Genomic DNA, 24,416 nt, shown 5'->3' with positions numbered 1-24,416 from the left:
CTACACCCCCGCGGGCCGGATGTTCGGGTTGGCTGTTGCGGGTGGCTCCAGCGGCGGCAGGATCGAGGCCCCGTCCAGGGAATGCACCGGCAGACCGTGCAACCACGGATAGTGCAAGCTGAACGCGACCAACCCGGTGCGCTCTGCGGCCGGGCGATGGCACATCGCCAGTACCGTTTCGGCCAGATATTCCACCGGTTCGGTGGGGAACGAGTCGGGGATCAGTTGCGCCGCACCGGGAGTGCGGATCGCGGTCGACGGCGCGACGCAGTTGACGGCGATGTCGGCGGCCAGCAGTTCGGCGGCCACTCCCTGCGTGAACCGGTGCAGCGCGGCCTTGCAGGACGCGTAGACAACGTCGCCGGCGGTCTTGTTGTAGTCCCGGTAGGGACGCACGGGCGCCACACCGGTGACCGAGCCGATGTTGACGATCCAACCGGCGCCTTGGCGGCGCATGACCGGGATGACGGCTTTGGTCAGGACGAACGGAATGCGGAGGTAGTGCTCGATCGTGCGCTCGAAGGTGTCCAGCGGCATGTCCTCGACCGTCGAATAGTCGGCGAATCCCGCGTTGTTGACCAGGATGTCGAGGCGCCCGGTGTGCTCAATCACCCGTTCGATCAACCCATCTCGCTGTGCTGGGTCCTCCAGATCCGCCGCGATACCTATCGCCCGGCCGCCGGCGTCGTCGATCAATGCGACCGTCTCCGCGATGGTGCCCGGCAAGGTGGTGGTCGCGCCGCCCCGCGTCGACGTGGACTGCGCTTGAGATCGGGCCGTCACCACCACGGTGGCGCCTTCGGCGGCGAGTCGCCGCGCGATGGCGCGGCCGATGCCTCGGCTGCTGCCGGTCACCAAAGCCGTTCTACCCGTAAGCAACCCGGTCATCGCAACTCGAAGTGGTCTTCGACGGGCGCCCGGTGCTGATGCCACAAGTCGACCAGCCGGAACGGGGTGGCTACCACCACCCGTCCGGAACCCGAGCGGTAATAGGTGTGCGCGTTGGGCGTGTGGCACCACACCGTGCCTGCCATCGCCTCGTCGATGGCCGCGACGTACTCGTCGTAGGCTTGCCGCGTCACCTCCATGACGGTTGCATCGCGTAGCGCCATCAGTTGCAGGCACTCGACGATGTAGTGGGCCATCACCTCCATCGAGAAGTTGGCCCCCGCGCCGTGGCCCGGACTGTAGTTGGGCGCGGAGTTGATGAACAGGTTCGGGAATCCCGGCACGGTGCCACCCCGGTAGGCGGCGGGGCTGTCGCCCCACACGTCGGCGAGTCGACGTCCGTCGCGGCCGCGGATGTCGAGGGTGGACAGAAAATCCAGGTGATACCCGGTGGCGTAGATGATCACGTCGAGGTCGATCTGCCTGCCGTCCTGTGTGACAATGCCTTTCGCGTTGACCGCCGACGGTTCGCATGCCTCGACGTCGACGTGCTCACGGGTCAGCGCCGCGTAATAGCCGCCCGGATCGCGGATGATCCGCTTGCCGTACGGCGCGAAATCGGGCGTGACCTTCTGGGCCAATTCCGTTCCGGCGCCGAAAGTTCGGTCGATATATTCGAGGCACATCTGCAGCAGCACGTCGTTGGCCGGCGAGATGGACAGATGTGTCGTGGCCCAGGCGGGGTCGCGCAGGATGACCGGGTAATTGTTGTCCGCGGTACCCCAGAAGGACTTCAGTCGGTTCCAGTTCGCGTAGTAGGGCACGTGCCGGCCGAGGTAGCGGCGATGCGCGGGGACATCGTCGGTCAGTCGCTTACGTGGAGCCACCCAGTGCGGTTGCCGTTGGAACACGGTCAGGTGTTCGACGTCGTCGACGCATGCGTCCACGATCTGCACGGCGGTGCAACCGGCGCCGATGACCGCGACGCGGCGACCGCTCAGATCCAGCGAGGCATCCCAGTCCGCGGAGTGAATGCTGATGCCTTCGAACGACTCTCGGCCGGGCAGGTCCGGCCAGCGGGGCCGGTTGAGGTAGCCGGCCGCGGTGACCACCACACGGGCATAGCTGACGTCGCGGTTGCCGGCGCGGTCCACCGCGTGAATCTGCCACTGCGCGCGGTCCTCGTCCCACCACAGCGCCTCGACTTCGGCGCCGAAACGCGTGTGGGTGCGCAGATCGTATTTGTCGGCTAGCGATACCAGGTAAGCCTGATACTCCGCACCCTGCGGGTAGTAGCTCGTCCAGTCCGGGTTCAGATCCCGGGACAGCGAGTAGTACGCGGACGGAGTGTCCACACCGATGCCCGGGTAGGTCGTGGTCAGCCAGGTCCCCCCGACCTCGTCGTTACGGTCGAAAATCTGAAATCCGACGCCGGCGTCGGCCGCGGCCAATGCGGTGATCATGCCCGCGATGCCTGCACCGATGATGGCCACGGTCGTCGTCGGCGGGATCGGGACCGCGCGCGGCAGCGTGGGCTGGGAGAGCTGGAAACCACCCTGCTCGAGCAGCAGCGGAACGAACTCGTCGTCAACCGGGCCGCCCAGGGCCACCGGTAGCGCTCGCCGGAACAACTCGACATCATCGAACTCCCCCACCGACCGCTCCGTACCGAGGGCTGCGACCAGGGCTTCTACCAGGATTTCGGCGGTCGCGGCGTCGGTGACACCCGCCCGTTCGGGCGGATCCGGGACGTGGGAGATCTTGGGTGCGAAGCGGTCGAGCACCGATACGTCCCCGGTCAGCTGGGCCAGCACGGCGACCAGCACGCCCGGATCAGCTGATCTCAGGTTCGCCCGAAGTTCTTCGAGATCAAGCGAGGCCATGCCGCTCAGTATCGAAGCCGAGAGGCACCCAGGCGACCGCCCTTTCCTCTCAGCGGGACACGGTCCCTACAGTTGCCAGCATGAGCAACCCCGCCGAGCCACTAGTCATTGCCACCGACGGACCGATCCGGACGTGGACCATCAATCTGCCCGCCGTCGGGAACGCGATCACCGGGAAAGACGTCATCGCCGCGTTCGAGGACGCGGTCGACAGCGCAAACACCGACACCGAGGTCCGCGCGGTCATCCTCACCGGTGAAGGCAAGATCTTCTCGGCCGGCGGCAACGTCAAGGAGATGGCCGACCAGGCGGGGATGTTCGGTCTGGGCGCCCTCGACCAGCGCTACGCCTACGTCGACGGGATCCAGCGGATCCCGCGGGCGCTGGGCCGGCTCGAGGTGCCGTTGATCGCCGCGGTCAACGGCGCAGCGATCGGCGCCGGCTGCGATGTGGCGATGATGTGCGACATCCGGATCGCTTCGGAGCGCGCATCTTTCGCGGAGAGCTTCGTGCAGCTGGGCCTCATTCCCGGTGACGGCGGCACCTGGTTCCTGCAGCGTGTCGCGGGCTACGAACGCGCGGCCGAGATGACGTTCACCGGCGACCGCATCGATGCGGCGACCGCACTGGACTGGGGACTGGTCAGCCGCGTGGTGCCCCACGAGGAACTGCTCCCGCAGGCCCGGGAACTCGCCGAGCGGATCGCCAAGAACCCGTCACATTCCCTGCGGATGGCCAAACGCCTGCTGCAAGAGTCACGCACCGGTTCGCTGGAGACGACGCTGGCCATGGCCGCGGCGATGCAGCCGCTGGCGCACCGCGATCCCGAGCACGAACAGCGCATCGCCAGGTGGCGGACCAGTTGACGGGGCTGCCCCGGTTGGTGCCGCCGGCCGGAACCGATGAAGCGGCAGCGGGCTGGGAGGCGACGCTGCGCGCGGAGGTCCGCGAGTTCGTCGCCGAACAGCTCGCCGCCGGCTCGTTCACCCCGTCCGTGGACGCCTGGCTGTCCCGCTGGGACGAGGATTTCACCGCCGCGCTGGCCGCGCGGGGCTGGCTGGGCATGACGGTGCCGGTCGAGTACGGCGGGCACGGACGCTCGTTTCTGGAACGGTTTGTGGTCACCGAGGAGTTGCTGGCGGCGGGCGCACCCGTTGCCGCGCACTGGATCGCCGACCGTCAAATCGTGCCGTCGCTGCTGAAGTACGGCACCGACAAGCAGAAGTCGCATTTCTTGCCGCGAATCGTTCGCGGCGAATGCTTCTTCGGCATCGGGATGAGCGAGCCCGACTCCGGATCGGATCTGGCCAGCGTGCGAACCCGCGCCGAGCGCGTCGACGGCGGCTGGTCGCTGTCCGGTACGAAGGTGTGGACCTCCGGGGCGCACCTGGCGGAGGCGTTCATCGCGCTGGCCCGCACCGCGCCGGTCGACCCCGGACATCGCCACGCTGGGCTCAGTCAGTTCATCGTCGACCTGCGCGGCCCCGGGGTCGACATCCGCCCGATCGTCTCGATGAACGGTGCACACCACTTCAACGAGGTCATTCTCGACGGCGTCTTCGTTCCGGACGACATGGTGTTCGGTGAAATCGGCGACGGCTGGCGACAGGTGACGTCGGAGTTGGCCTTCGAACGCAGTGGGCCGGAACGGTTTCTGTCCACCTTCGTGCTGCTGGCGGCCTGCGCCGATCGGATGGCAGCCAACACCATCCCCCGAGACGCGGGTTTGGGACGGCTGGTGGCTCGCATCGCCGGGTTGCACCACATGTCCACCGCGGTCGCCGGTGCTCTGGAGCGGCACGAGCCCGCCGACACGGCCGCCGCCGTGGTCAAAGTGCTCGGCACCATCACCGAGGGTGACATAGCCGAGTTCGCCGATCTGCACACCTGTCCCGACGCCGTGTTTTCCGAGTTGGTTCGGTCGGCGGTCGACCAGCGGCCGGGATTCACCCTGCGCGGCGGCACCAACGAGGTGCTGCGCGGAGTGATAGCGCGCGGATTGGGCCTGCGATGAGCGGCAGCCCTGTCGTCGATCCGGACCTGATCGACATGATGAATGCGGTTTTCGTCGACTACCGCGAGAAGCACCCGACGGCGACGGTGGAATGGGACGCCGACCTCTGGCAGCGTCTCGGCGAACTCGGCCTGGTGCGGTTGACCGGCGCCGAGCAGGACGGCGGCAGCGGGGCCGGATGGTTCGAAGCCGCCGAACTGCTGACCGCTGCGGCAAGCACCGGCGTCCGAATTCCGTTGGCGGAGCACGATTTGTTGGCGTGCTGGTTGCTGGAGGCTGCCGGATCGCCCGTTGACGGCGCGGTCCGGACCGTGTGCATGCTCGACAAGCAAGGTCGGGCAACGGATGTGCCGTGGGCTTCGACCGCCGAGCGGGTCGTGGTGCTGTGGCGCGCCGACGGTGGCTATCAGGCGGCCGACGTCGGCGCCGACGAGCTCACGATCACCCCGGGTGCCAACTTGATCGGTGAGCCCCGCGACGCGGTGTCGGTGGACTCCGCGAACCTGCGCGGGACGCCGGTCAGCCTGGCCCTGGTCACCGAGCTGCGATTGAAATCGGGGCTGGTGCGGGCGATTCAGGTGTGCGCGGCGCTGGACCGCATCGTGCAGCTGTGCATCGAGCACGTGGGCGCACGGATCCAATTCGGCCGCCCGCTGTCGAAGTTCCAGGCTGTGCAACACCTGGTCTCCGACGCGGCCGGCGAGGCTGCGCTCGCGCGCGCGGCCACCGAGGCAGCGCTGAACGCCGCCGTCACCAACGGCTGGTTGGCGCCGGATCTGGATTTCCTTGTGGCGGTGGCCCGTTCGTGTGCCGGACATGCGGCCTCGGTGGTGGTGCGTAACGCCCACCAAGCGCACGGCGCGATCGGTACCACACGTGAACACCGATTGCACGAATTCACCCGAGCCGCGCTGGCGTGGCGATCGGAGTTCGGTTCGCTTCGATACTGGGACGACCAGGTCACCGACTCGGCGCTCTACGCGAGTGCCGGCGGGTTATGGGGGTTGATCATCGGTTGAAGCCGGTGTTCCACTGACCGGGCAACGCGGATGTCAATTCGGTCGCCGCAGAGTTGACTTCCCCCATGAGCAACGACATCTCGCTGCCGGAACTGCAGGAGTTCATCGCCGCCTTCTGGTATCACTACGACGAAGCGCACTACGACGAGCTCGCGGCGCGCTACGCCGACGACATCCGGTACGTGACCAGAAGTGACAGCGGCGCAAGCCCTTTCGAGGAACTGATGTCCCCCGAACTGAGTGGGCGGGACGCGGTGTTGGCATGGTTGACCGAGCATCGTGAGCAGAGTCCGTATCCGTTGCGTCACCACGCGACCAACCTGCACCGCACCGGCGCCGACGGCGACATCACCCGCGCACGGTTCTACATCTTCGTCAACCAGGTCGCCAACTTCGTGCCGTTCGCGGTGTCCAGCGGCGTCGCGGAAGTCGGCGTGCGCCGCACCGCCGACGGTCTGCAGGTCACCGAGATGGACATCGTCCTGGACACCACCAACTCCGTGCTGCTCGCCGAATCCACAACCGGGTCGTGAGCGCGCGAGCCGCATTCTCCGGCGGTGTGGCCGTCATCACCGGCGCGGGCGCCGGGATCGGTGCGGGTTTGGCACGGTATGCGGACCGGTTGGGAATGACGGTGGTGCTGGCCGACATCGACGCGTCCGCCATCGCGTCGTTGCGCGACGAACTGCACGCGGGCGTCGATGTCGTCTGCGATGTCCGCGACCCCGACGCGATGGAGGACCTGGCCGACCGGACCTATCGCGACGTGGGCCCGGTGCGACTGTTGGTGAACAACGCCGGCATCGAACAATTCGGCTACCTGTGGGACACGCCGCCGGCCAACTGGCAGCGCGTGGTCGACGTCAACATCAGCGGAGTCTTCCACGGCATCAGAGCATTTCTGCCCCGGATGATGGCCGACGACGGGCAGGCATGGGTGTGGAATTTGTCGTCGGTCGGCGCGGTGGTCGCGATCCCACTGCAGACGCCCTACATCATAAGTAAGCATGCGGTACTGGCGATGACCGAGTGCTTGCGTCTGGAAGTCGAGACAGCCGGGCATCACCACCACATTCACGTGCAGGCGGTGCTGCCCGGGGCGGTGGTCTCCAACATCTTCGAATCGGCGGGTGGGGTCGACGCCGCCGGCGATGCCGGGGCCGCCGAGGCGCAGCGGACCGCCATGCTCAACGTCAAAGCCGGCGCGATGGATCCGCTGGACGCGGCCGAGACGATTTTCGAGCAGGCCGTCGCCGGCCGGTTCTACCTGATCACCCAGGAGTCGGTGGCGACGGCGATGCGAAAACGCGCCGATGTCCTTGCCGCGCAACGTCCCCCATCACTCACATGACGCTGGACCCCGACGCCGCCGCACGTGTCGCGTCGTTCGGCGACGTCCCGCCGATGCGCCAGCGGGGTCTGGCCGCGGTCCGCGCGGCGATCGAATCCACCCCGCTGCCCGACGACATGCCCCAGATGGCAGCCGTCGACGAAGCGGTGATCGCCGGATCGCTGACGGTCCGGACCTTTTATCCGACAACGGAATCCGAGCTGCCCGTGCTGGTGTACTTCCACGGCGGTGGGCTGGTCATGGGCAGCAATCACTCCTTCGAGCCGTTGGCGCGCGCGCTGGCTGCGGCCTGCGGGGCAGCGGTCGTCGCCGTCGAATACCGGTTGGCCCCCGAATCGCCGCCGCCCGCCCAATTCGAGGACGCCTACGCCGCGACCGAGTGGGTGTGGGGCCGCGCCCGCGAACTGGGTGTCGATCCGGATCGACTTGCGGTCGTCGGTGACAGCGCGGGGGGTGCGCTGGCGGCCGGCGTCGCGCTGGCCGCCCGCGACCGTGGCGGGCCACCCATCGCGGCGCAGGTCTTGCTGTACCCCGGGCTGGACCGCGATATGACCGTTCCGTCGATCGCGTCGCTGCCCGATGCGCCGATGCTGACCCGCGACGACATCAACTACCTGCACGCACTGGCCGACGGTGACGCCGGTTCGCCACGCGACCCCTACCTGGTCCCGGCGTACGCGTCCGACCTCGGCGGCCTGCCCGCCGCCATCGTGGCGACAGCGGGTTGCGACCCGATCCGGGACTGGGGCGAGCGGTACGCGGCGCGACTGTGTGAAGCGGGCGTGCAGACCACGCTGACCCGCTATCCGGGGATGTACCACGGGTTCCTGATGCGCCCGTCGGCGACCGCGCGCGGTCGGCTGGCGGTCGCGGAAGTCGGCGCCCTGGTGCGGGCCAAGTTCGCCAACCCCCTTCGGTTTTGACGTCCCGGTGACTGGACAACTCGTATCCGCCGGACGGCGGCGTTACCCAGAATTGACAGCGCAACTTTCGGAAGGAGACAGCTGATGCTCACCCAGGAGCGCCGCCAGGAACTGTCGGACGTACTGCGGCCGGCCGCACCGCCGCGCGAGATCACCGACGTCTACAGCGACGACCAACGCGAGCGGTTGCTGGATGTCGTGCGCTCCGAAGGCCCGTGGCGGCTGATCATCTCCCAGCACTTCGCCTCCGCCGACGAACTGATCGCGACCATGAGCGGGTTGTTCCCCGAGGGATACACCCCGTCGCTGGATCTGTTTCTGACGCCCACCTTTCGCGGATATCTGGCCAACTACGGCGCGGTGCTCTACCCGCAACTGCACGACTGCTTCTACAACCAGCGTTTCCTGGACCTGGCCAAGCGCTACTGGAACGCCGAATACGCCAAGCCCCAACTGATGCTGTTCAACATCAACGGGCCGTGCGCCAATCGCGATCCGGGACATCTGGATTCGCCGAGTTTCCGGGGCGTACGCCACGAGAACGCGCCGACCTGGTTGACCAGCGTGATGGGCAAGTCCGGGCTTTTCCGTGACTATCTGATCAAGATGGCCCAGGTGATCACCTGGTTTTCGCTCGACGGCAGCAGCGGTTTCACCTACTGGCCCGACGGTCCCCTGGGCGCGCCCAAGCGGGTCCTACCGCCCATCTACAACCGCGGCGTGGTGGTGCAGAACGAGATGATGGTGCATCGGGGTGAGGCGAACGGGCCGCTGGAACAGCAGATTCCGCCCGGCCTCGGCTTCGACACGGTGTTCACCGGCGATCCCGACGACCGTGACCGCTGGTTGCTCAAGAACGGCGAGGAGGTGATCGCCCGGCACCGCACCGACGAACTGCGGTTCCTGGTGCACTGGTCGGCTGAAGTGTTCTCCGACTTCGACGAACTGGACAAGAACATGTCCGGTTCCGACGACCTGACTATCGACAAGGCGATCGACATCATGGTCGACGACGCCAACGCACGAGGGTTCAAGCTCGACATCCCCAGCGAACCGTTGCACGATCCGACTTTCATCGCCGCGCTCAACGGTGCCTATGACATCGGCGGGCCGACCGCGTACCCCGAGCAGGCACCCATCAGCGCGTTCCAGCTGTAGCGCCCCCTGCCGCGAGCAGACGCAAAAGCCCCTCAATTCGGCACGAATTGGGGGCTTTTGCGTCTGCTCGCGCTGGGTTACCGGACCACCACGCTGCTGGGCGTACGCGGCTCACCGAGGTGACGGTGTGACGGCGGCCGGCGGCCGCCCTCGTCGGTGATGCCGTAGCGCTGGGCCAGTTCCGCGCCGATGAGAGTGTGTCCACTCAGCTCGGCCAGCTGCGGGTCGGCATGAAGCGCGTCGATCAAATAGCCGGTGAATTCCGGTGTTTCGGCGTGCTCGGCGGTCTTGGCCAAGGCGTCGGGATGCCCGTCGAACGCGCCGCGCAGCTTCTCGGTGAGCAGAATCCCCATCCAGATCGACACCGTCGCAACACCGGTGCCGCGCAGGTCGACCGCCATATCGGCGGCCATCTTGTCCACGCCCGCCTTCTGCGCCCCGTATGCCGGACCATGCATATAGCAGGCCGACCCCGGGGAGGAGGTGAACGCGATCAAACCGTGCCCACCGGCGACGAGCAGCGGTGCGGCATACCAGGACGCGACATAAGACGAGCGCAATCCGACGTCCAGTACGTCGGCCAGATCAAGCGGCTTCTCCCAGAACGGCTTTGGGCTGACCAGGTCGTCGGAGATGACGGCGGCGTTGTTCACCAACAGGTGCAGCCCACCCTGCTCGACGCGCACCCGCTCGAAGAGGGCGGCCACCGCGTCGTCGTCGGCGTGGTCGAGCCGGACCGCGAACCCGCCGGGCGGGGCGTCGGTGATGGTGCGGCCGGTGGCATACACCCGCCAACCCTTGGCGGCCAGTGCGGCCGCGATGCCGCGCCCGGCGCCGCGGCTGGCCCCGGTCACCACCGCAACTTTCACGAGGCGCCGTCGACGACGGTCAGTTCGCCTGCGGCGACGGCGGTCTCGATCGAATCCCGCAACGCCGAGCAAACCAGAAACGGACGGCGGTGATGGCCGGCGATCCGGTCGGCCGCCCGGCGTTCGGTGCACGACGCGGACGCCTCGGCATTCCATTGCACGCTGGTCTGATTCCAGCTGCTCTTGCGGGCCAGCACCTGCGCGCCACAGTTGCGGCACGCGACGGGCGCCATCGGCATGTCGTCGAGACGGTTGTCGGCGCGTACCTTCACGACACCGAGCCCGCCCGGGCCGCCATGTTCTCCTCGATCTGTTTCATCCAGGCTTCGTAGGGCCGGGTGGTGTCCAACTCGAACTCGAAGCGGTCCACCATGTCTGGCTGCACCTCGGCGGCATCGACGTAGAACTGCTCATACCAGCGCCGCAGTTGATAGACCGGACCGTCCTCCTCGACCAGCAGCGGGTTGTCGATGCGCGCCTTGTGCCGCCAGATCTCGACGTCCTGCTCGAAACCCATCTTGACGTAGTCGCCGAGGCTGATCGCGGTCTGCATCGCGACGTCGGCGGGCAGGGTTTCGGACTTCTTGACGATGATGCCGTATTGCAGCACAAAGGAATTGGCGTCGATCGGATAGTGGCAGTTGATCAAGATGGTCTGCTGATCGCCGTCTTCGTAGTGGTAGGTCAGGTCGTCGATCATGAACGACGGCCCGAAATAGGAGGCGACCGATGTGGTGCCAAGCATCCGGGCGCCCTCCGTGCCACCCATGTCGGGCCGGCCTTCGCCGTTCATGTACTGCGTGGCGACGTGTCCTTCGAAGATGTTCTTGAAGTAGGTCGGCAGCGACCCGTGGATGTAGAAGAAGTGCGCCATGTCCACGACATTGTCGATGATTTCCCGGCAGTTGCTGCCGACGATCGTGGTGTACCAATGCCAGTCGGTCCACTCATCGCTGGTGGCACCTTCGATGCGCGGGATCGTCACCTCCGGCGCGGGCGGGTTGCCTTCGGGGTCGTTCCACACGAACAACATGCCGTCCTGTTCCAGCGTGGTCCAGGTCGCGGTGCGGGCCAGGCGTGGGGTGCGCTTGGCGTACGGCACCTGTTTGCATCTGCCGTCGCCGCCCCAGCGCCAGTCGTGAAACGGGCAGGCGATCTCGTTGCCCTTGACTTCCCCTTCGGACAAATTGCCGCCCATGTGGCGGCAGTAGCCGTCGAGCACGTTGATCTTGCCGTCCCCGCTGCGGAACACGACGAGCATCTGGCCGAAGGCGTTGACCGCATGCGGCTTGCCGTCCGCGAAATCCCGAACCAGACCCAGGCAGTGCCAGCCGCGGGCGAACCGCGTCGGCGCGGCCTGCGCTTCGATGAGCCGAATCTCGTCGGCGTCGATTTGCGAGCTCATGACGATCATTCAACGCCTCCCGGCCCGGCTTTGGGGACCACTTGTTCCACTGATCAGGAAAAGCTTTCACGGCGGCGTCCGGCGCGCCTAACGTCGCTGTGGTGAGCGCAGACAGTACGACGATCCCCACCGGGCTTCCCGTCGCCGACACCGAGGTCGACCTGCTGGTGGTCGGTTCCGGGACGGGAATGGCGGCGGCGCTGGCCGCTGGCGAGTTGGGGCTGTCGGTGCTGATCGTGGAGAAGTCGCGCTACGTGGGCGGGTCGACCGCCCGTTCGGGTGGTGCGCTGTGGTTGCCGGGTGGGCCGGTGCTGGAAGACGCCGGCGCCGGCGACTCGGCGGGCAAGGCCGGCACCTACTTGGACGCCGTGGTCGCCGGCTCGGCGCCACCGCAGCGGTCGGACGGATTCGTGCAGAATGTGTCGGCAACGGTCGAGATGCTGCGCCGCACAACGCCGTTGCGGTTCTTCTGGGCGCGCGACTATTCCGACTACCATCCGGAGCAGCCCGGGGGCAGCGCGGCCGGCCGCACTTGCGAATGTCACCCGTTCGACACCGCACAACTGGGTGCATACCGGCGCCGGCTGCGGCCGGGCGTGTTGGAAGCGGGCTTCGCCATCCCGACGACGGGGGCCGATTACCGCTGGATGAACCTCGTGGCCCGGGTGCCGCGGCGCGGGATACCGACGTTCGGCAAGCGAATCGCGCAGGGCATGGGCGGTCTGCTGATCGGCAGGCGGTACGCGGCGGGAGGCCAGGGCTTGGCCGCCGGCCTGTTGGCCGGAGTGCTGCGTGCCGGGATCCCGGTGTGGACCGAGACCACGCTGCAGCGGCTCACCGGTGACGGCGACCGGGTGACCGGCGCGGTGGTCGAACATCGCGGCCGTGCGGTCACCATCACCGCGCGGCGCGGGGTGGTGCTGGCCACCGGCGGATTCGACCACAACATGGAGATGCGCAGGAAGTTTCAGTCCGCCTCGCTCGGCACGAACTACAGTCTGGGCGCCGACACCAACACCGGCGATGGGATCCAGGCAGCGCAGGATCTCGGCGCCGGCATCGGTTTGATGGACCAGGCGTGGTGGTTTCCCGCCATCGCGCCGCTGCCCGGCAAGGCGCCGACGGTGATGCTGGCCGAACGGTCCCTACCGGGATGCCTGATCGTGAACCAGCACGGCCGCCGATTCACCAATGAGGCTTCGGATTACATGTCCTTCGGTCAGCGCCTGCTGGAGTTGGAACGCGCCGGCAGCCCGGTGGAAGCGATGTGGATCATTTTCGATCAGCCGTATCGCAACAGTTATGTCTTCGGCGCGGAGCTGTTTCCGCGGATGCGCGTGCCGCAGGCCTGGTTCGACGCCGGAATCGCCGCCCGCGCAAGCAGTCTGACGGAGCTGGCCGAACACATCGGCGTCCCGGCTTCGGAGTTCCACCAGACCATGACCCGCTTCAACCACAATGCTTGTGCCGGTGACGATCCCGACTTCGGCCGCGGCCGCAGCGCGTACGACCGTTACTACGGCGATCCGACGGTCAAGCCGAACCCGAACCTGCGCCCGCTGCTCAAAGGTCCCTTCTATGCGGTGCGCATGGTCCTGTCCGACCTCGGTACGTGCGGCGGGCTGACGGCCGACCAGCGGGGCCGGGTGCTGCGCGAGGACGGCGCGGTCATCGAAGGCCTCTACGCCATAGGCAACAACGCCGCCAACGCCTTTGGCGCCAGCTACCCCGGCGCGGGTGCCACCATCGCGCAGGGCCTGGTGTACGGCTACACCGCCGCCCGCGACGCGGCTCGCTAGTCGGCTTCGCGTTTGGCCACGACCTGCTTCTCCACCTCACGCCAATAGCCCGGGGTGGGACGCGGCTTGCCGAAGCCACCCCTGCTGGCCTTTTCGATGACCGCGTCCGCTTCGTCGATCTCCTTCATCAACTCCAGCGCGAACTCCCGCTCTGCGGCGTAATACTTTGCCGCCCAACGCAAAGCGATGACCGAGTAAGCCCACGCCGGCTCGACCTCGGCGCCCTCGGAGTCCTCGACGGCCTTGCGGTGCCGGGCGTCGGCGTAAGCCACATACTCCTGCAGCTGCTCCTTGAGCCGGCCCGGGCTGCTGAGATGACCGAAGGTGACCCGCAGCAGCATGCTGTGCTTGAGGACCGGCGGGTCCAGCGGGGCGTTGTTGGTCCAGTCGGTGATCGCGGCCATCCCGGCCGGCGTGATTTTGTAGAGCCGGCGGCTGCGGGTGCCTTCGTCCCGCTCGACGCGGGAGGTTACCAGTCCGAGGCTTTCCAGCTTCTTCAGCTCGGTGTAGATCTGGCTGTAGGAAGGGCTCCAGTAGTAGAGGTCGACGCTCCAGTCGATCCACTTTTTGAGGTCGTAGCCGGAGACTTCCTCTTCGTAGGACATCATGCCCAGCAGCGCCCAGCTGGTGGCCGCCAGTGCCGCATTCGCCTTTTCGCCGGGCATCCGGTCAGATTAACAACCCGCGTCGTCGACTTGCCCAGACGCGGACCGCTGACCGGGACGAATATGGCTGCTCTAGGGTGGCGGACATGGTGGATTCGTTTGCGTCGTTGACTGATTCGTTGCCCGTGTACGAGACGCTGGCGGCATCGGTGCGGCGCTTGATCGACGCGACCATCCGCACCGAGGTGGGACACGACGTCATCGCCGCCGCTACCGCCAAGATCGACAGCGTCACAAGCGAACTGAACGCCGAGCTGATGCCAGGCACCTTCGGCGAACGAGAGGTCAACGACGGTCAGGGCATCGCGTCAGGCAATGTCGTTATCGGAGTTCGCAATCCGTCGGCCCCGCCGCTGGTGGTTCACCACGAGAGCGACGGATCGGTGTGGACGGAATTCGTCCTGGGCGCCGCGTTCGAGGGTCCGATGGGGCACGTTCACGGTGGTATCTCGGCGATGATCCTGGATCACATTCTCGGGGCCACCGCGCACCAACCGGGCCGGCCGGCCTACACCGGAACGCTGACCCTGCGCTACCACCAGCGGACCCCGTTGAATCAGCCCCTGCGCGCCGACGCGTGGGTGGACCGGACCGAAGGCGTGAAGACTTTCGCGGTCGGACAGATCAGCGGCGCCGACGGCGTGCTGGTCTCAGCCGAAGGCATCTTCATCCACCCACGGACTTGAACCCCTCGGGCGCAGTTCCGAGAACGCCGCGCCCTCAGCGCTGCCCGTACTCCAGCACCGCCCCCGTGGCCGTCGGAGCCCCCCGGGCGACCACGACAGGCATCGACGTCGACGCGTTGGTGCGCAGGATCGTGTGCACCACGTCGACGAGGTCTTCGACGGGCATCAGCTTGCCCGGCATGCAGCCGCGGGAGACCCACAGCGGGTAGGCCTGCATGGCCAGCTCCCGGTCCCAGCCGACGTTCATCCCGGTCTGCGCATCGCCCTCCCCGCCCGCGCACTCACCGACGATGAGGTTGGTGAAGCCGATGTCGGGGTGCTCGGCGCGGTAGGCCTCGACGAGGCGCTCTAGCGCCGCCTTGCTGACGCCGTAGGCGCCCAACCCCGGCCAGGGCGGTCCGAACGTGCCGGCATCCGACGACAGGAACACCACTTTGCCCGCCGTTGCCGACAGATGCGGAATCGCCGCCGCGGTCGCCAGCGCCGCGCCGATCACGTTGGTGTCGAAGACCCGACGCCACGTTGCGGCGTCGGTGCCGGCCAACGGGACCAGCGGACTGATCGCGGGCGCGTAGACCACGTTGTCGATACCGCCCAGGGCGTCGGCGGCGGCGTCGACGCCCGACCGTGCGGAGGCTTCGTCGGTCACGTCGCATTCGACGGCGATGGCGGCCGAGCCCGCTTCCTGTGCCGCCGCCTCGATGCGTTCGCGTCGCCGAGCGAGCAGCGCAACCTGGTCTCCGCGCTGTGCCAAACCGATACCGATGCAGCGCCCCAGCCCGCTCGAGGCGCCGATCACCACTGTTTTCGCCATATCGACCTCCGTAGCCGAGCATGTCATACCGTCGGTAGCTGACGAGAACGGGGTTACCGGTTTGGCAGCATGACGTTGCCGGATCACGTGGGCGCGGTCACCGTTTAGCACCCAGATATCCGGGAAAACCTCAGCACGTATGTCCAAGGAGCAGAAGTGACCAACCCCGAGATCGACCCGGTCGACCACGATCGGACCACCCGACAGCACGCCGGCGAGACCATGAAGAACGGCAAGAACGCCGTAGGCATCGTCGGCGTCGCGTTCGGCGTCATCGCGCTGGTCATCGGCCTGGCCGGGCTGGCTGCCGGTCACACGACGGCGGGCGTGGTGGGAATCGTCGTCGCGGTGGTGGTCGGCGCTGCCGGCCTGGTCTGGTTACGCCAAGCCCATCGACGGGTTCGCGAGGCGGAATTGCAGTGGCACGACGCCCGTTCCGACGAACCGGCACCGCCGCCTACCAGTTGAGATTCGCCTGGGCCGACGCCAGCAGTGTCGAGTCATGGGCGCAGACGATGGTCAGATCCGGTTCCTGACGCGCGAACAACTCGGCGAGCCGCATCTGATTGTCGCGCAGTTGCTTACGGTCGAACGCGAACATCGTTTCTTGCGCCCGCAGGACGAAGGGCACCCGCGACTTCGACAGCGTGCCGTGGTGGTAGAAAGCGTCACCGCAGTGCAGAATCCACTCGCGCCCGGACTCGACAGCGACCGCGGCGTGGCCCCGGGTGTGGCCGGGCATCGGCACCAGGACGACGCCGTCACCGATCATGTCCAGCGGCTTGGCTGACGGGAATCCGCGCCACGACTCCCCGTCCGGGCCGTGCTCGACCAGCCTGGGCCCGTGTGCCCACTGAGCGGCGCGGTACCGAACCCGCTCCCGCGTTGACGGCGCGTGCACGGCACCGCGCGCCTCGGCCGCAGTGACGTGCACGAATGCGTCTGGGAAATCAGCGATTCCGCCGATGTGGTCGAGATCGAAGTGCGTCACCACGATGTGGCGCACGTCCGAGAGTCGGAACCCGAGCCTTTCGATCTGGTACGCCGCCGTTTCCGCACGCCGTAAGGCCGGTCGGAGTACATGACGGAACGGACCGACCCGCGCCGGGTCGGCACAGTCCTGTAAGCCAAAACCGGTATCCATCAACACCAAACCGTCACCGGTCTCGACGAGCAGGACGTGACAGACCATCGGGGCACCCGGCATGTTCATCGTGCCGCAGTTGAGGTGATGCACCCTGTTCATCCGCACTCCCGAATTGGGTTGAGCCTGGCTGGTATTCGGCCCATCCTGATGCAGACTCCGAACATCCCGCAACTGCGGCGGCGCAACGACAATGCCTCGGATGTGGCGGACCGGTTGACCGGTATACGGTGGATTCATGAAATACGTTGACGTCGAAGGCGTCGGGCAGGTCAGTCGGATCGGTTTGGGCACGTGGCAGTTCGGCTCGCGTGAGTGGGGCTACGGCGACAGCTACGCCTCCGGAGCTGCCCGCGACATCGTGCAACGCGCGCTGGCTTTGGGCGTCACGCTGTTCGACACCGCCGAGGTGTACGGACTCGGCAAGAGCGAACGGATCCTCGGCGAGGCGCTGGGCGACGAGCGCACCAAAGTCGCGGTGGCCAGCAAGATCTTTCCGGTCGCGCCGTTCCCGGCGGTGATCAAGCAGCGCGAGCGCGGCAGCGCGCGCCGACTGCAGTTGGAGCGGATCCCGCTCTATCAGATCCATCAGTCCAACCCGCTGGTCCCGGACACGGTCATCATGCCGGGCATGCGGGAGCTGCTCGACGAGGGCAAGATCGGCGCCGCGGGCGTCTCGAACTATTCGCTGTCGCGCTGGCAGCAGGCCGACGCCGCGCTGGGTAGACCGGTGATCAGCAATCAGGTGGAATTCTCGCTGGCCCGGCCCCGCGTGCTGGACCACATGGTTCCGTTCGCGGAGCGGGAGAACCGCATCATCATCGCCTACAGCCCGCTGGCGCAAGGACTGCTGGGCGGCAAGTACGGGGTGGACAACCGTCCGGGCGGTGTTCGTGCGGTCAACCCGCTGTTCGGCACCGAGAACCTGCGCCGGATCGAACCGCTGCTGCAGACGCTGCGCGATGTTGCGGCCGAGGTCGACGCCAAGCCGGCCCAGGTAGCGCTGGCCTGGTTGATCCACCTGCCCGGTGTGGTCGCCATCCCGGGCGCGTCCAGCGTGGAGCAACTGGAGTTCAACGTCGCCGCCGCCGACATCGAGCTGAGCAAGGAATCGCACGACGCGCTGACCGCCGCGGCCCGCGCCTTCCGGCCGGAATCGGTTGGCCGCTTCCTGACCAGCCTGGTGCGGGAGAAGCTCGGCCGCTAGCGGCCGGCTGTCACACCGTGCGGGCGAGTCGCTCGGTGAGCAACTCGGCAAACCGCGCCGGGTCCTCCAGCGCACCACCCTCAGCGAGAAGTGCTGTGCCGTAAAGCAGTTCGGCGGTCTCGGCGACCGAGGCGTCGTCCGGGCGGTCGGTGCGGGCTTGGCGCAGCCCGACGACGAGCGGATGGTTCGGATTGAGTTCCAGAATCCGCTTGCCGACCGGAACCTCTTGTCCGGACGCGCGGTACAACCGGGCCAATGCCGGGGTGATGCCGAAGGCGTCGGTGATCAGGCAGGCCGGCGACTCGGTCAGGCGGGTGGACAACCGCACTTCCTTGACGTGGTCGCTCAGTGTCTCCTTCAACCAACTGAGCAACTCGGCGAAGTCTTTGGCCTGCTCCTCACGCTCGGCGGCCGACGATTCCTCGTCGGAATCCAGATCGACCTCACCCTTGGCCACCGACTGCAGCGGCTTGCCGTCGAATTCGGTGACGGTGCCGACCCACACCTCGTCGACCGGGTCGGTCAGCAACAGCACCTCGTATCCCTTGGCTTTGAACGCCTCGAGATGCGGCGACTTCAGCAGTTGCTGGCGGGATTCGCCGGTGGCATAGAAGATCTGGGTCTGACCCTCCTTCATTCGCTCGACGTATTCGGCCAGCGTGGTGGGTTCTTCCTCGCTGTGCGTCGAGGCGAACGACGAGACCCCCAGCAGCGTCTCCTGGTTGTCGAAGTCCGACAGCAGGCCCTCCTTGAGGACCTTGCCGAACTGGGTCCAGAAGGTGCGGTAATCCTCGGGCCGACTCGACTGGATGTCCTTGATGGTGGACAGCACCTTCTTGGTCAGCCGGCGCCGGATCGCGTTGATCTGCCGATCCTTTTGCAAGATTTCGCGAGAAACGTTGAGAGACAAGTCTTGTGCGTCGACGACACCCTTGACGAAACGCAGATATTCGGGCATCAGCTCATCGCAGTCGCCCATGATGAAGACGCGCTTGACGTACAGCTGCACCCCGGTCTTGGCGTCCCGGTTGAACAGGTCGAACGGCGCCTGGGACGGGATGAACAGCAGCGCCTGGTATTCGAAGGTGCCTTCGGCCTTCATCGCGATGACTTCCAGCGGGTCATCCCAGGCATGCGCGATGTGCTTGTAGAACTCCTTGTACTCCTCCTCGGACACCTCGTCCTTGGGCCGCGCCCACAGCGCTTTCATCGAGTTGAGGGTCTCGGTGTCGATCACGGTCTCTTCGCGGGTCTCCTCGGAGCGCTCTTCGGAGTCCGCGTCGGAGTCCACCGGCACCTGGATGGTGCGCTCGACTTCCATCCGGATCGGCCACGCGATGAAGTCGGAGTACTGCTTGACCAGGCTCTTGATCTTCCACTCCGAGGTGTAGTCGTGCAGCTCGTCCTCGGCATCCTCGGGCTTCAGATGCAGGGTCACCGACGTACCCTGCGGCGCGCCCTCGACGGCTTCGATGGTGTAGGTGCCTTCCCCGCTGGATTCCCAGCGGGTGGCCTCGCTCTCGCCGGCTTTGCGGGTGAGCAGTTCGACTTTGTCGGCAACCATGAACGACGAGTAGAAGCCGATGCCGAATTGCCCGATCAACTCCTCGGAGGCATTCGCATCCTTGGCCTCCCGCAGCTGCTGTCGCAGTTCGGCGGTGCCCGACTTGGCGAGTGTCCCGATCAGATCCACTACCTCGGCGCGGGTCATGCCGATGCCGTTGTCGCGGATGGTGAGTGTCCGCGCGTCCTTGTCTACGTCGATCTCGATGTGCAGATCCGAGGTGTCGACGTCGAGATCCTTGTTCCGCAGCGCCTCGAGCCGCACCTTGTCCAGGGCATCGGAGGCGTTGGAGACCAACTCCCGTAGGAACGAGTCCTTGTTGGAGTAGACCGAATGGACCATCAAATCCAGCAGTTGCCGGGCTTCTGCCTGGAATTCCAGCTGCTCGACTTGCGCGTTCATGAGCTTCCTTCCGACGAAATCGATCGCGTCCGAATTTAGCGAGATGCGATTCGCCGGTCCGCCGCGGGTCGGCGGCTAGCAGTCGGTGCCGGCCTCGACACCGACCTGCGCATCACCGGGGACGGATGGCCCGTCGATCGCTACCGCGCATGGTGCCGCGCATGTTGAGCGAGAACGTCTTTCGCTGATTCGCCTGAACCGGGAGATCAGCAGGCTTGTTCGTGCGGCTGTTCGACGAGCTGCAGACTCCGGGGCGCGCTGCTGTGTACGGTCAGCACGTCACTGAGGCCGCACGTTGCGACGACGCGGGCCACCGCCGGCTGGCGACTGACCAGACAGAGCTTGATTTCGCGCTCACGACACCAAACGGCCTGCTCGGCCAGGGCCAGATAGGACGAGCAAGACATGAAATCCACGCTGTTCACGTCGACGATGAACAGTTGAGGTGCGGACGCGAACGCTGCAGCCTCGGCCAGCAGCAACCGCCAGGTGGCCTCGTTGCAGGCGTCGATCTCACCGCCGACGTAGACGATGACCGCCGCGTCGAAGCTCTGCACGGCCGCGCGCAGCGTGCTGGCCTCGGCGCCCAACTCGGCGACGAGGCGCGGCGTCAGGCGCAACGGAACGGCGAACACTTCGGTGGCGGCCAAACTCATGCTGCGCTCCTCATCGTCGGTCGGTACAGACCTGGTCTGGCCGGAACAGACTCATGTCAGCTGGCTTGGCTGAGCACGTAGCTGTTAGGCGGGCAACTATCGAAGCGCAAACACACCGTTGTGCCGTCGTTCCGTCCATCGATGAAGCACTCGTCAGCGAGAGTGCGCATCAGCAATATCCCGCGACCGCGACCGCGCACCGCGTTGATCGCAGCGGGATTGGGTTCGATCCAGCGACCGTAGTCGCTGACGCACACCTTGAGTTCGGTGGTGCTCGGGACGTAGCTGATCTGCAACGTCATGATGCCCACGCGCCCGAGAACCTGGTAGGCATGGTCGGCGCAGTTGGACAGAGCCTCGTCCACCGCGAGCACGATGTCGGCGGCGCGATCTTCGTCGAGCTCCAGATTGCAACTGAGCCAATTGCCCAAGTCCCGGCGGAACATCGCGACCGTCAGCGCATCAGCCCGCCCGGTATGGGTGAGGCCGAACTGGTCGACTTCACCGAAGCCGACCTGATCGCTTGACGTCTTACTGCTCACGGGATCTCGGCTACCCGAATGCAGGGCCGGATACACCTGATGTGACCAGTCCCCTAGCGACAAGGGCCCTTTACCGGCTCCGCCCTTTCGCGGCGCCGGGCTGAGCGGGCGTCAGCTCAGGACCGAGGTGTAGTAAATCGTGTCGGCCATCGACACCGAGTCATGTGTCTGCGGGACCGCGTCCAGACCGTGCTCGGCCAGCAACTGACTCATCTGGACTCCGCTTGACTGCCAGCCCAGGTTGGTCAGGTAGTCGGCCACGTCCTTGCGCTCGCCTTCGAATCCGAGGTGCTCCCAATCCAGTTCGAAGCCGTACTCCCGCCACTTGGCGGTGGACCGCCGCATCATCTCGCGCGCTTGCTCGGTGTCCCGTTCGGGCCGGTCCGGGATGGCTTCGACCGCCAGCCGGCTACCCGGCGCGCTGAGCGCGGTGACGTTGTCCATCAACCGGTCTTGAGCCTCCGGCGGCAGGTATCCCAGCAATCCCTCCGCGATCCAGGCCGTGGGCCGCTCGGTGTCCAGGCCGGCAGCTCGCAACGCGTTCGGCCAATCCTGTCGCAGGTCGATGGGCACCGTACGCAGGTCGGCTTTCGGGGCCGCACCCAGGGATTTCAGCGTGGTGGTCTTGAACTCGATCACCTCGGGCTGGTCGATTTCGAACACGGTCATGCCGGCGGGCCAGCTCAGCCGGTAGGCGCGGGCGTCCAGGCCGGAGGCGAGAATGACCGCCTGTCGGATGCCGGCCCGCGCTGCGTCCTGGAAGAACCCGTCGAAAAAGCGGGTGCGAGCGGCCATGGCGTCGGGCATGTGCTCGAGCTTCCAGCTGGACTCGTCGTCGTCGACGTCGGCGGCGGCGAGTTCCCCCGACACCCAACGGGTGAAGAAGTCCACGCCCACGGCGCGTACCAATGGCTCGGCGAACTGGTCGTCGATCACCGGGTTCTCGGCGTTCGTCGCGATCGCGCGAGCGGCGGCCACCATGGTCGCCGTCGCGCCCACACTGGTAGCCAGGTCCCAGGTGTCGTTCTCGGTGCGTGGCACGGGCAATTCCCCTCGTCGAGCGGCAGATACTTAGCCAGTTTAACACTTAGCTACGGTAATAACCGCCCGCAACGTGGGAACGGCAAGGTCAGCGGCGGCCGGGGCCCCCCGGACCGCCGGGGCCGCCGGGGCCACCGGGACCGCCGGGTCCCCCTGGCCCTCCCGGTCCACCCGGTCCGCCGGGGCCGTTCGCGGCGGGAAGGACGAACACGCATTCGTTGAGTTCCACGCTCCAGGCCCACCCGGGGGCGCAGTCGTCGTCGGCGCGACTTGTCGCGGGGGTGATGACGGCCGGAACCATCGTTGCTGCGAGAGCGAACGCGCCGATTGCGCACCGGCGGAGAATGCGGTTCATGTGCCCACCTCTTGCTGTCGTCGTCCAGCACGTGCCGGGCGGTCCCGTCGATTGTCCTCCTACCGAGGGCCGGCGGGGAAGATTTCGTTTCGGTTGGCCGACTGCTCAGGCGAACCGCAGGCCTCGGCGCCGCGCCCAGAACACCGCCACCGACGTTCCGAGGATCCACACGATCAGCGCGATGCCCAGGTGCACCAGGCTCTTGGTGTCGCGCCCGAAAACCGGGCCGATAGCCGCGGGAATCCGCGTCCACAGAAAGCGGTGCTCGACGCCGTCCATCGGATCGGCGACGTAATAGACCGCGTACGGCAGTGCGATGGCCAGCAGCCACATAGCGGTGCGGCGTAGATCGTGGCGATGGCGCCAACGCCGCATCAGCGGCTGCACCGACACCGGGTGGATTACCGAGATGACGTTGCCGACTCCGAGCCAGGACACGATTGGCACCGCCACGTTCGGGATGTTGATCGCCAGTTGCGGTATCCCTTCGTTGGCCACCGTCAGCGCCGCCGCCACCGCGAGGGTGGGTAGGCCGACGATTACCACCAGCGCCAAATTCTTGATCACCAGGATCCGCCGCAACCGCACCCCTTCGGACAATCCTCTGGCGACCCGAATATGGTCGCCGCCAAGCAGATTCGTGGTCGTGACGTCGGCGAGAATGAACGACGAGAAGTAGGTGCTGACCAGGACCACCCAGTCGAGCTGATGGTGATGGAAGTGCCGGGTGGGATGGTGGTGGTAGGCAGCGGTCAGCGGTTGCACCGACAACCAGGCGGCCGCCAGGAAGAGATTGGCCAGCACGCCCGACAACCAGGTGCGCGGCCGGTGAAACGCCCACCGGATCTCCGCCCAGACGGCCAGCGCCAGCGGTTTGCCGAAATCCCGGGCGGCGCGTTCGGCCGCGGCGGGGCGAGGCGCCGAGGCACGCGCCAAGCCGCGCAACGCGCCGCGTACGTAGCGGTGCCTCGTGGTTTGGGTCACTGTGCGCTCGGAGCTCCCAGTTGAAGCGGTGCAGATCCCGACAATTGAAGCAAGTCGGGGTCGGGTTGCCTTCGGCGAGCCGGGCGGCAGGTGGCCACGCCGGTCCAGCCGGGTCTGGGATACGCGAATTGCTTTGCGGCACAAAATATTCGCAGTTACCGCGCCGAGGCGGACCCGATGCCAGACGGCGGCTCGCGCACCGCTGGTAGGCAGGGGTGACTGGTTTCGCCGAGCATCAGCGGAAATCCTGGTGGATGCTAGGAAGCAAACACGAAGCCGATTTTGACCAAGGAGACCGATCGTGGCTGGCGCCGATGACGACGGCCGCAGCGTTCCGGGGCACGCCGCGCTGGCGTTCGGGCTCGTACTGTTGCTCTGCGTCGCGGTCTGTGGGTGCGACCGTGTTGTTGCCGGTACCCCTGTAAATGCGCAACGAGGCGCCGCCGCATCGAGTGGACCCATCCATCCGTCGCAACTGGACGATCTGCTGACAGCTTCGGGCTCGCTCACAGTGGTCGACAACAGCCCGCTGAGCGAAGACGACATGCAGTCCGCACTTTTCATCGGCGCCGACCCGGCGGAGTGCCACGGCGTCGTGGCGTTCGGCCGCTATCCGTTGTTCCCGTCGACCTACACCGGGCGCGAGGCCCGCACGCAGCAGGACCGCCTTCTCAACCAGCATCAACTCTTGGAAGTGTCGGCCAGCTATCCGGCCGACTTCGACGCAGCCGGCTTCCTGGACTCGGTCCGCAAGACCGTGACCGGATGCCAGCACCCGGTCACGGCATGGGGCGACGGTGGTCACAAGTCGACGGTGAACCCGGCGACCTTGAGTCAGAGCCCGCCCGAGGTAGCCCAGTGGTTGACCAATCTCGCGGGACAACGGTGGGTATGCGAATTCGCGGTCATCGCCAAAGCCAACGTCGTTTCCGAGATCGTCACCTGCTCGCCGGACCGTGCCATCGACATCGGCGCGTTGGTGACCAAACGGCTCAAGAAAATCGACGAACTGCTGAGATCCACTTCGTGACGACTCAATCCGGAGCC

Annotated in this window: 26 protein-coding genes; 12 read left to right on the top strand and 14 right to left on the bottom strand. The window is 66.5% G+C overall.

Annotated features, from left to right (window positions below; translation table 11 throughout):
- Both AC5Y4D_RS25040 and AC5Y4D_RS25035 read right to left on the bottom strand, forming a co-directional pair.
- Positions 1-888, bottom strand: a complete 888-nt coding sequence (locus AC5Y4D_RS25040) for an SDR family NAD(P)-dependent oxidoreductase (RefSeq protein WP_500038482.1) — start codon at positions 886-888, stop codon at positions 1-3.
- Complete coding sequence (locus AC5Y4D_RS25035) at positions 885-2,771, bottom strand: flavin-containing monooxygenase (protein ID WP_500038481.1); 1,887 nt, start codon at positions 2,769-2,771, stop codon at positions 885-887. The genes AC5Y4D_RS25040 and AC5Y4D_RS25035 overlap by 4 nt, the downstream gene beginning before the upstream one ends.
- An 80-nt stretch (positions 2,772-2,851) precedes the next feature.
- Between AC5Y4D_RS25035 and AC5Y4D_RS25030 the strand changes: the two genes are divergently transcribed.
- The 7 genes from AC5Y4D_RS25030 (at position 2,852) to AC5Y4D_RS25000 (ending at position 9,236) form a co-directional block, all read left to right on the top strand.
- Positions 2,852-3,637: a crotonase/enoyl-CoA hydratase family protein gene (locus AC5Y4D_RS25030; protein WP_500038480.1), complete on the top strand. Its 786-nt coding sequence runs from the start codon at positions 2,852-2,854 to the stop codon at positions 3,635-3,637.
- On the top strand, positions 3,622-4,785 hold the full coding sequence (locus tag AC5Y4D_RS25025) for an acyl-CoA dehydrogenase family protein (protein WP_500038479.1): 1,164 nt from the start codon (positions 3,622-3,624) through the stop codon (positions 4,783-4,785). Before AC5Y4D_RS25030 ends, AC5Y4D_RS25025 begins: the two co-directional genes overlap by 16 nt.
- Entirely contained in the window at positions 4,782-5,804 is a 1,023-nt protein-coding gene (locus AC5Y4D_RS25020; RefSeq protein WP_500038478.1) for an acyl-CoA dehydrogenase family protein, read from the top strand. Before AC5Y4D_RS25025 ends, AC5Y4D_RS25020 begins: the two co-directional genes overlap by 4 nt.
- 65 nt (positions 5,805-5,869) lie before the next feature.
- Positions 5,870-6,337, top strand: coding sequence for a nuclear transport factor 2 family protein (locus tag AC5Y4D_RS25015; RefSeq protein WP_500038477.1), 468 nt, complete (start codon positions 5,870-5,872; stop codon positions 6,335-6,337).
- Positions 6,334-7,155, top strand: a complete 822-nt coding sequence (locus AC5Y4D_RS25010) for an SDR family NAD(P)-dependent oxidoreductase (RefSeq protein WP_500038476.1) — start codon at positions 6,334-6,336, stop codon at positions 7,153-7,155. Before AC5Y4D_RS25015 ends, AC5Y4D_RS25010 begins: the two co-directional genes overlap by 4 nt.
- Positions 7,143-8,078, top strand: a complete 936-nt coding sequence (locus AC5Y4D_RS25005; protein ID WP_499993767.1) for an alpha/beta hydrolase — start codon at positions 7,143-7,145, stop codon at positions 8,076-8,078. Before AC5Y4D_RS25010 ends, AC5Y4D_RS25005 begins: the two co-directional genes overlap by 13 nt.
- Positions 8,079-8,162: 84 nt before the next feature.
- Positions 8,163-9,236 carry a hypothetical protein gene (locus AC5Y4D_RS25000; RefSeq protein WP_499993766.1) on the top strand — a complete coding sequence of 358 codons (1,074 nt, stop codon included), beginning with the start codon at positions 8,163-8,165 and terminating at the stop codon, positions 9,234-9,236.
- Between the two features lie 77 nt (positions 9,237-9,313).
- Here AC5Y4D_RS25000 and AC5Y4D_RS24995 read toward each other — a convergent pair whose 3' ends face one another.
- Genes AC5Y4D_RS24995 through AC5Y4D_RS24985 form a run of 3 tightly spaced genes read right to left on the bottom strand, consistent with a single transcriptional unit; the run spans position 9,314 to position 11,510 of the window.
- The gene (locus AC5Y4D_RS24995; RefSeq protein ID WP_499992607.1) at positions 9,314-10,105 is read right to left on the bottom strand and encodes an SDR family NAD(P)-dependent oxidoreductase; all 792 of its coding nucleotides are present in this window, start codon (positions 10,103-10,105) and stop codon (positions 9,314-9,316) included.
- Positions 10,102-10,344 carry a ferredoxin gene (locus AC5Y4D_RS24990; RefSeq protein WP_499992727.1) on the bottom strand — a complete coding sequence of 81 codons (243 nt, stop codon included), beginning with the start codon at positions 10,342-10,344 and terminating at the stop codon, positions 10,102-10,104. The genes AC5Y4D_RS24995 and AC5Y4D_RS24990 overlap by 4 nt, the downstream gene beginning before the upstream one ends.
- A gap of 29 nt (positions 10,345-10,373) precedes the next feature.
- Entirely contained in the window at positions 10,374-11,510 is a 1,137-nt protein-coding gene (locus tag AC5Y4D_RS24985; protein ID WP_499992605.1) for a 3-ketosteroid-9-alpha-monooxygenase, oxygenase component, read from the bottom strand.
- A 101-nt stretch (positions 11,511-11,611) separates the two neighbouring features.
- Here AC5Y4D_RS24985 and AC5Y4D_RS24980 point away from each other — a divergent pair, with 101 nt between their 5' ends.
- Positions 11,612-13,309, top strand: a complete 1,698-nt coding sequence (locus AC5Y4D_RS24980) for a 3-ketosteroid-delta-1-dehydrogenase (protein ID WP_500038475.1) — start codon at positions 11,612-11,614, stop codon at positions 13,307-13,309.
- Here AC5Y4D_RS24980 and AC5Y4D_RS24975 read toward each other — a convergent pair.
- Complete coding sequence (locus AC5Y4D_RS24975) at positions 13,306-13,974, bottom strand: PadR family transcriptional regulator (protein ID WP_499992600.1); 669 nt, start codon at positions 13,972-13,974, stop codon at positions 13,306-13,308. The two genes, AC5Y4D_RS24980 and AC5Y4D_RS24975, sit on opposite strands and share 4 nt — an antisense overlap.
- 86 nt (positions 13,975-14,060) lie before the next feature.
- Between AC5Y4D_RS24975 and AC5Y4D_RS24970 the strand changes: the two genes are divergently transcribed.
- Positions 14,061-14,660 (top strand): PaaI family thioesterase, encoded by a 600-nt coding sequence (locus AC5Y4D_RS24970; RefSeq protein ID WP_499992597.1) that lies wholly within the window; start codon positions 14,061-14,063, stop codon positions 14,658-14,660.
- A 34-nt stretch (positions 14,661-14,694) separates the two neighbouring features.
- Here AC5Y4D_RS24970 and AC5Y4D_RS24965 read toward each other — a convergent pair whose 3' ends face one another.
- On the bottom strand, positions 14,695-15,462 hold the full coding sequence (locus AC5Y4D_RS24965) for an SDR family oxidoreductase (RefSeq protein ID WP_499992726.1): 768 nt from the start codon (positions 15,460-15,462) through the stop codon (positions 14,695-14,697).
- 168 nt (positions 15,463-15,630) lie between these two features.
- Here AC5Y4D_RS24965 and AC5Y4D_RS24960 point away from each other — a divergent pair, with 168 nt between their 5' ends.
- Positions 15,631-15,942 carry a hypothetical protein gene (locus AC5Y4D_RS24960; RefSeq protein WP_499946529.1) on the top strand — a complete coding sequence of 104 codons (312 nt, stop codon included), beginning with the start codon at positions 15,631-15,633 and terminating at the stop codon, positions 15,940-15,942.
- On the opposite strand, the gene AC5Y4D_RS24955 is transcribed toward AC5Y4D_RS24960, so the two are convergent.
- Entirely contained in the window at positions 15,932-16,720 is a 789-nt protein-coding gene (locus AC5Y4D_RS24955; RefSeq protein WP_499992595.1) for an MBL fold metallo-hydrolase, read from the bottom strand. The two genes, AC5Y4D_RS24960 and AC5Y4D_RS24955, sit on opposite strands and share 11 nt — an antisense overlap.
- A 136-nt stretch (positions 16,721-16,856) precedes the next feature.
- Here AC5Y4D_RS24955 and AC5Y4D_RS24950 point away from each other — a divergent pair, with 136 nt between their 5' ends.
- Complete coding sequence (locus AC5Y4D_RS24950) at positions 16,857-17,825, top strand: aldo/keto reductase (RefSeq protein ID WP_499992594.1); 969 nt, start codon at positions 16,857-16,859, stop codon at positions 17,823-17,825.
- Positions 17,826-17,835: 10 nt separating this feature from the next.
- Here the strand turns inward: AC5Y4D_RS24950 and htpG are convergent, their stop codons facing one another.
- From htpG to AC5Y4D_RS24920, 6 genes are all read right to left on the bottom strand, one after another.
- Entirely contained in the window at positions 17,836-19,791 is a 1,956-nt protein-coding gene (gene htpG / locus AC5Y4D_RS24945; RefSeq protein ID WP_499992592.1) for a molecular chaperone HtpG, read from the bottom strand.
- A 206-nt stretch (positions 19,792-19,997) separates the two neighbouring features.
- Positions 19,998-20,447: an anti-sigma factor antagonist gene (locus AC5Y4D_RS24940; RefSeq protein WP_499946525.1), complete on the bottom strand. Its 450-nt coding sequence runs from the start codon at positions 20,445-20,447 to the stop codon at positions 19,998-20,000.
- 56 nt (positions 20,448-20,503) lie between these two features.
- On the bottom strand, positions 20,504-20,989 hold the full coding sequence (locus AC5Y4D_RS24935; protein ID WP_499992589.1) for an ATP-binding protein: 486 nt from the start codon (positions 20,987-20,989) through the stop codon (positions 20,504-20,506).
- Positions 20,990-21,100: 111 nt separating this feature from the next.
- Positions 21,101-22,030 carry a class I SAM-dependent methyltransferase gene (locus tag AC5Y4D_RS24930; protein WP_499992588.1) on the bottom strand — a complete coding sequence of 310 codons (930 nt, stop codon included), beginning with the start codon at positions 22,028-22,030 and terminating at the stop codon, positions 21,101-21,103.
- Positions 22,031-22,118: 88 nt separating this feature from the next.
- Positions 22,119-22,385, bottom strand: a complete 267-nt coding sequence (locus AC5Y4D_RS24925; protein WP_499992586.1) for a hypothetical protein — start codon at positions 22,383-22,385, stop codon at positions 22,119-22,121.
- Between the two features lie 105 nt (positions 22,386-22,490).
- Entirely contained in the window at positions 22,491-23,369 is an 879-nt protein-coding gene (locus tag AC5Y4D_RS24920; RefSeq protein ID WP_499992584.1) for a hypothetical protein, read from the bottom strand.
- 301 nt (positions 23,370-23,670) lie between these two features.
- Between AC5Y4D_RS24920 and AC5Y4D_RS24915 the strand changes: the two genes are divergently transcribed.
- Positions 23,671-24,399 (top strand): sensor domain-containing protein, encoded by a 729-nt coding sequence (locus AC5Y4D_RS24915; protein WP_499946521.1) that lies wholly within the window; start codon positions 23,671-23,673, stop codon positions 24,397-24,399.
- The last annotated feature ends 17 nt before the right edge of the window (positions 24,400-24,416 follow it).

This window comes from Mycobacterium sp. NGS67 (assembly GCF_059812185.1).
This window is presented reverse-complemented; position numbering and strand designations above follow the sequence as displayed.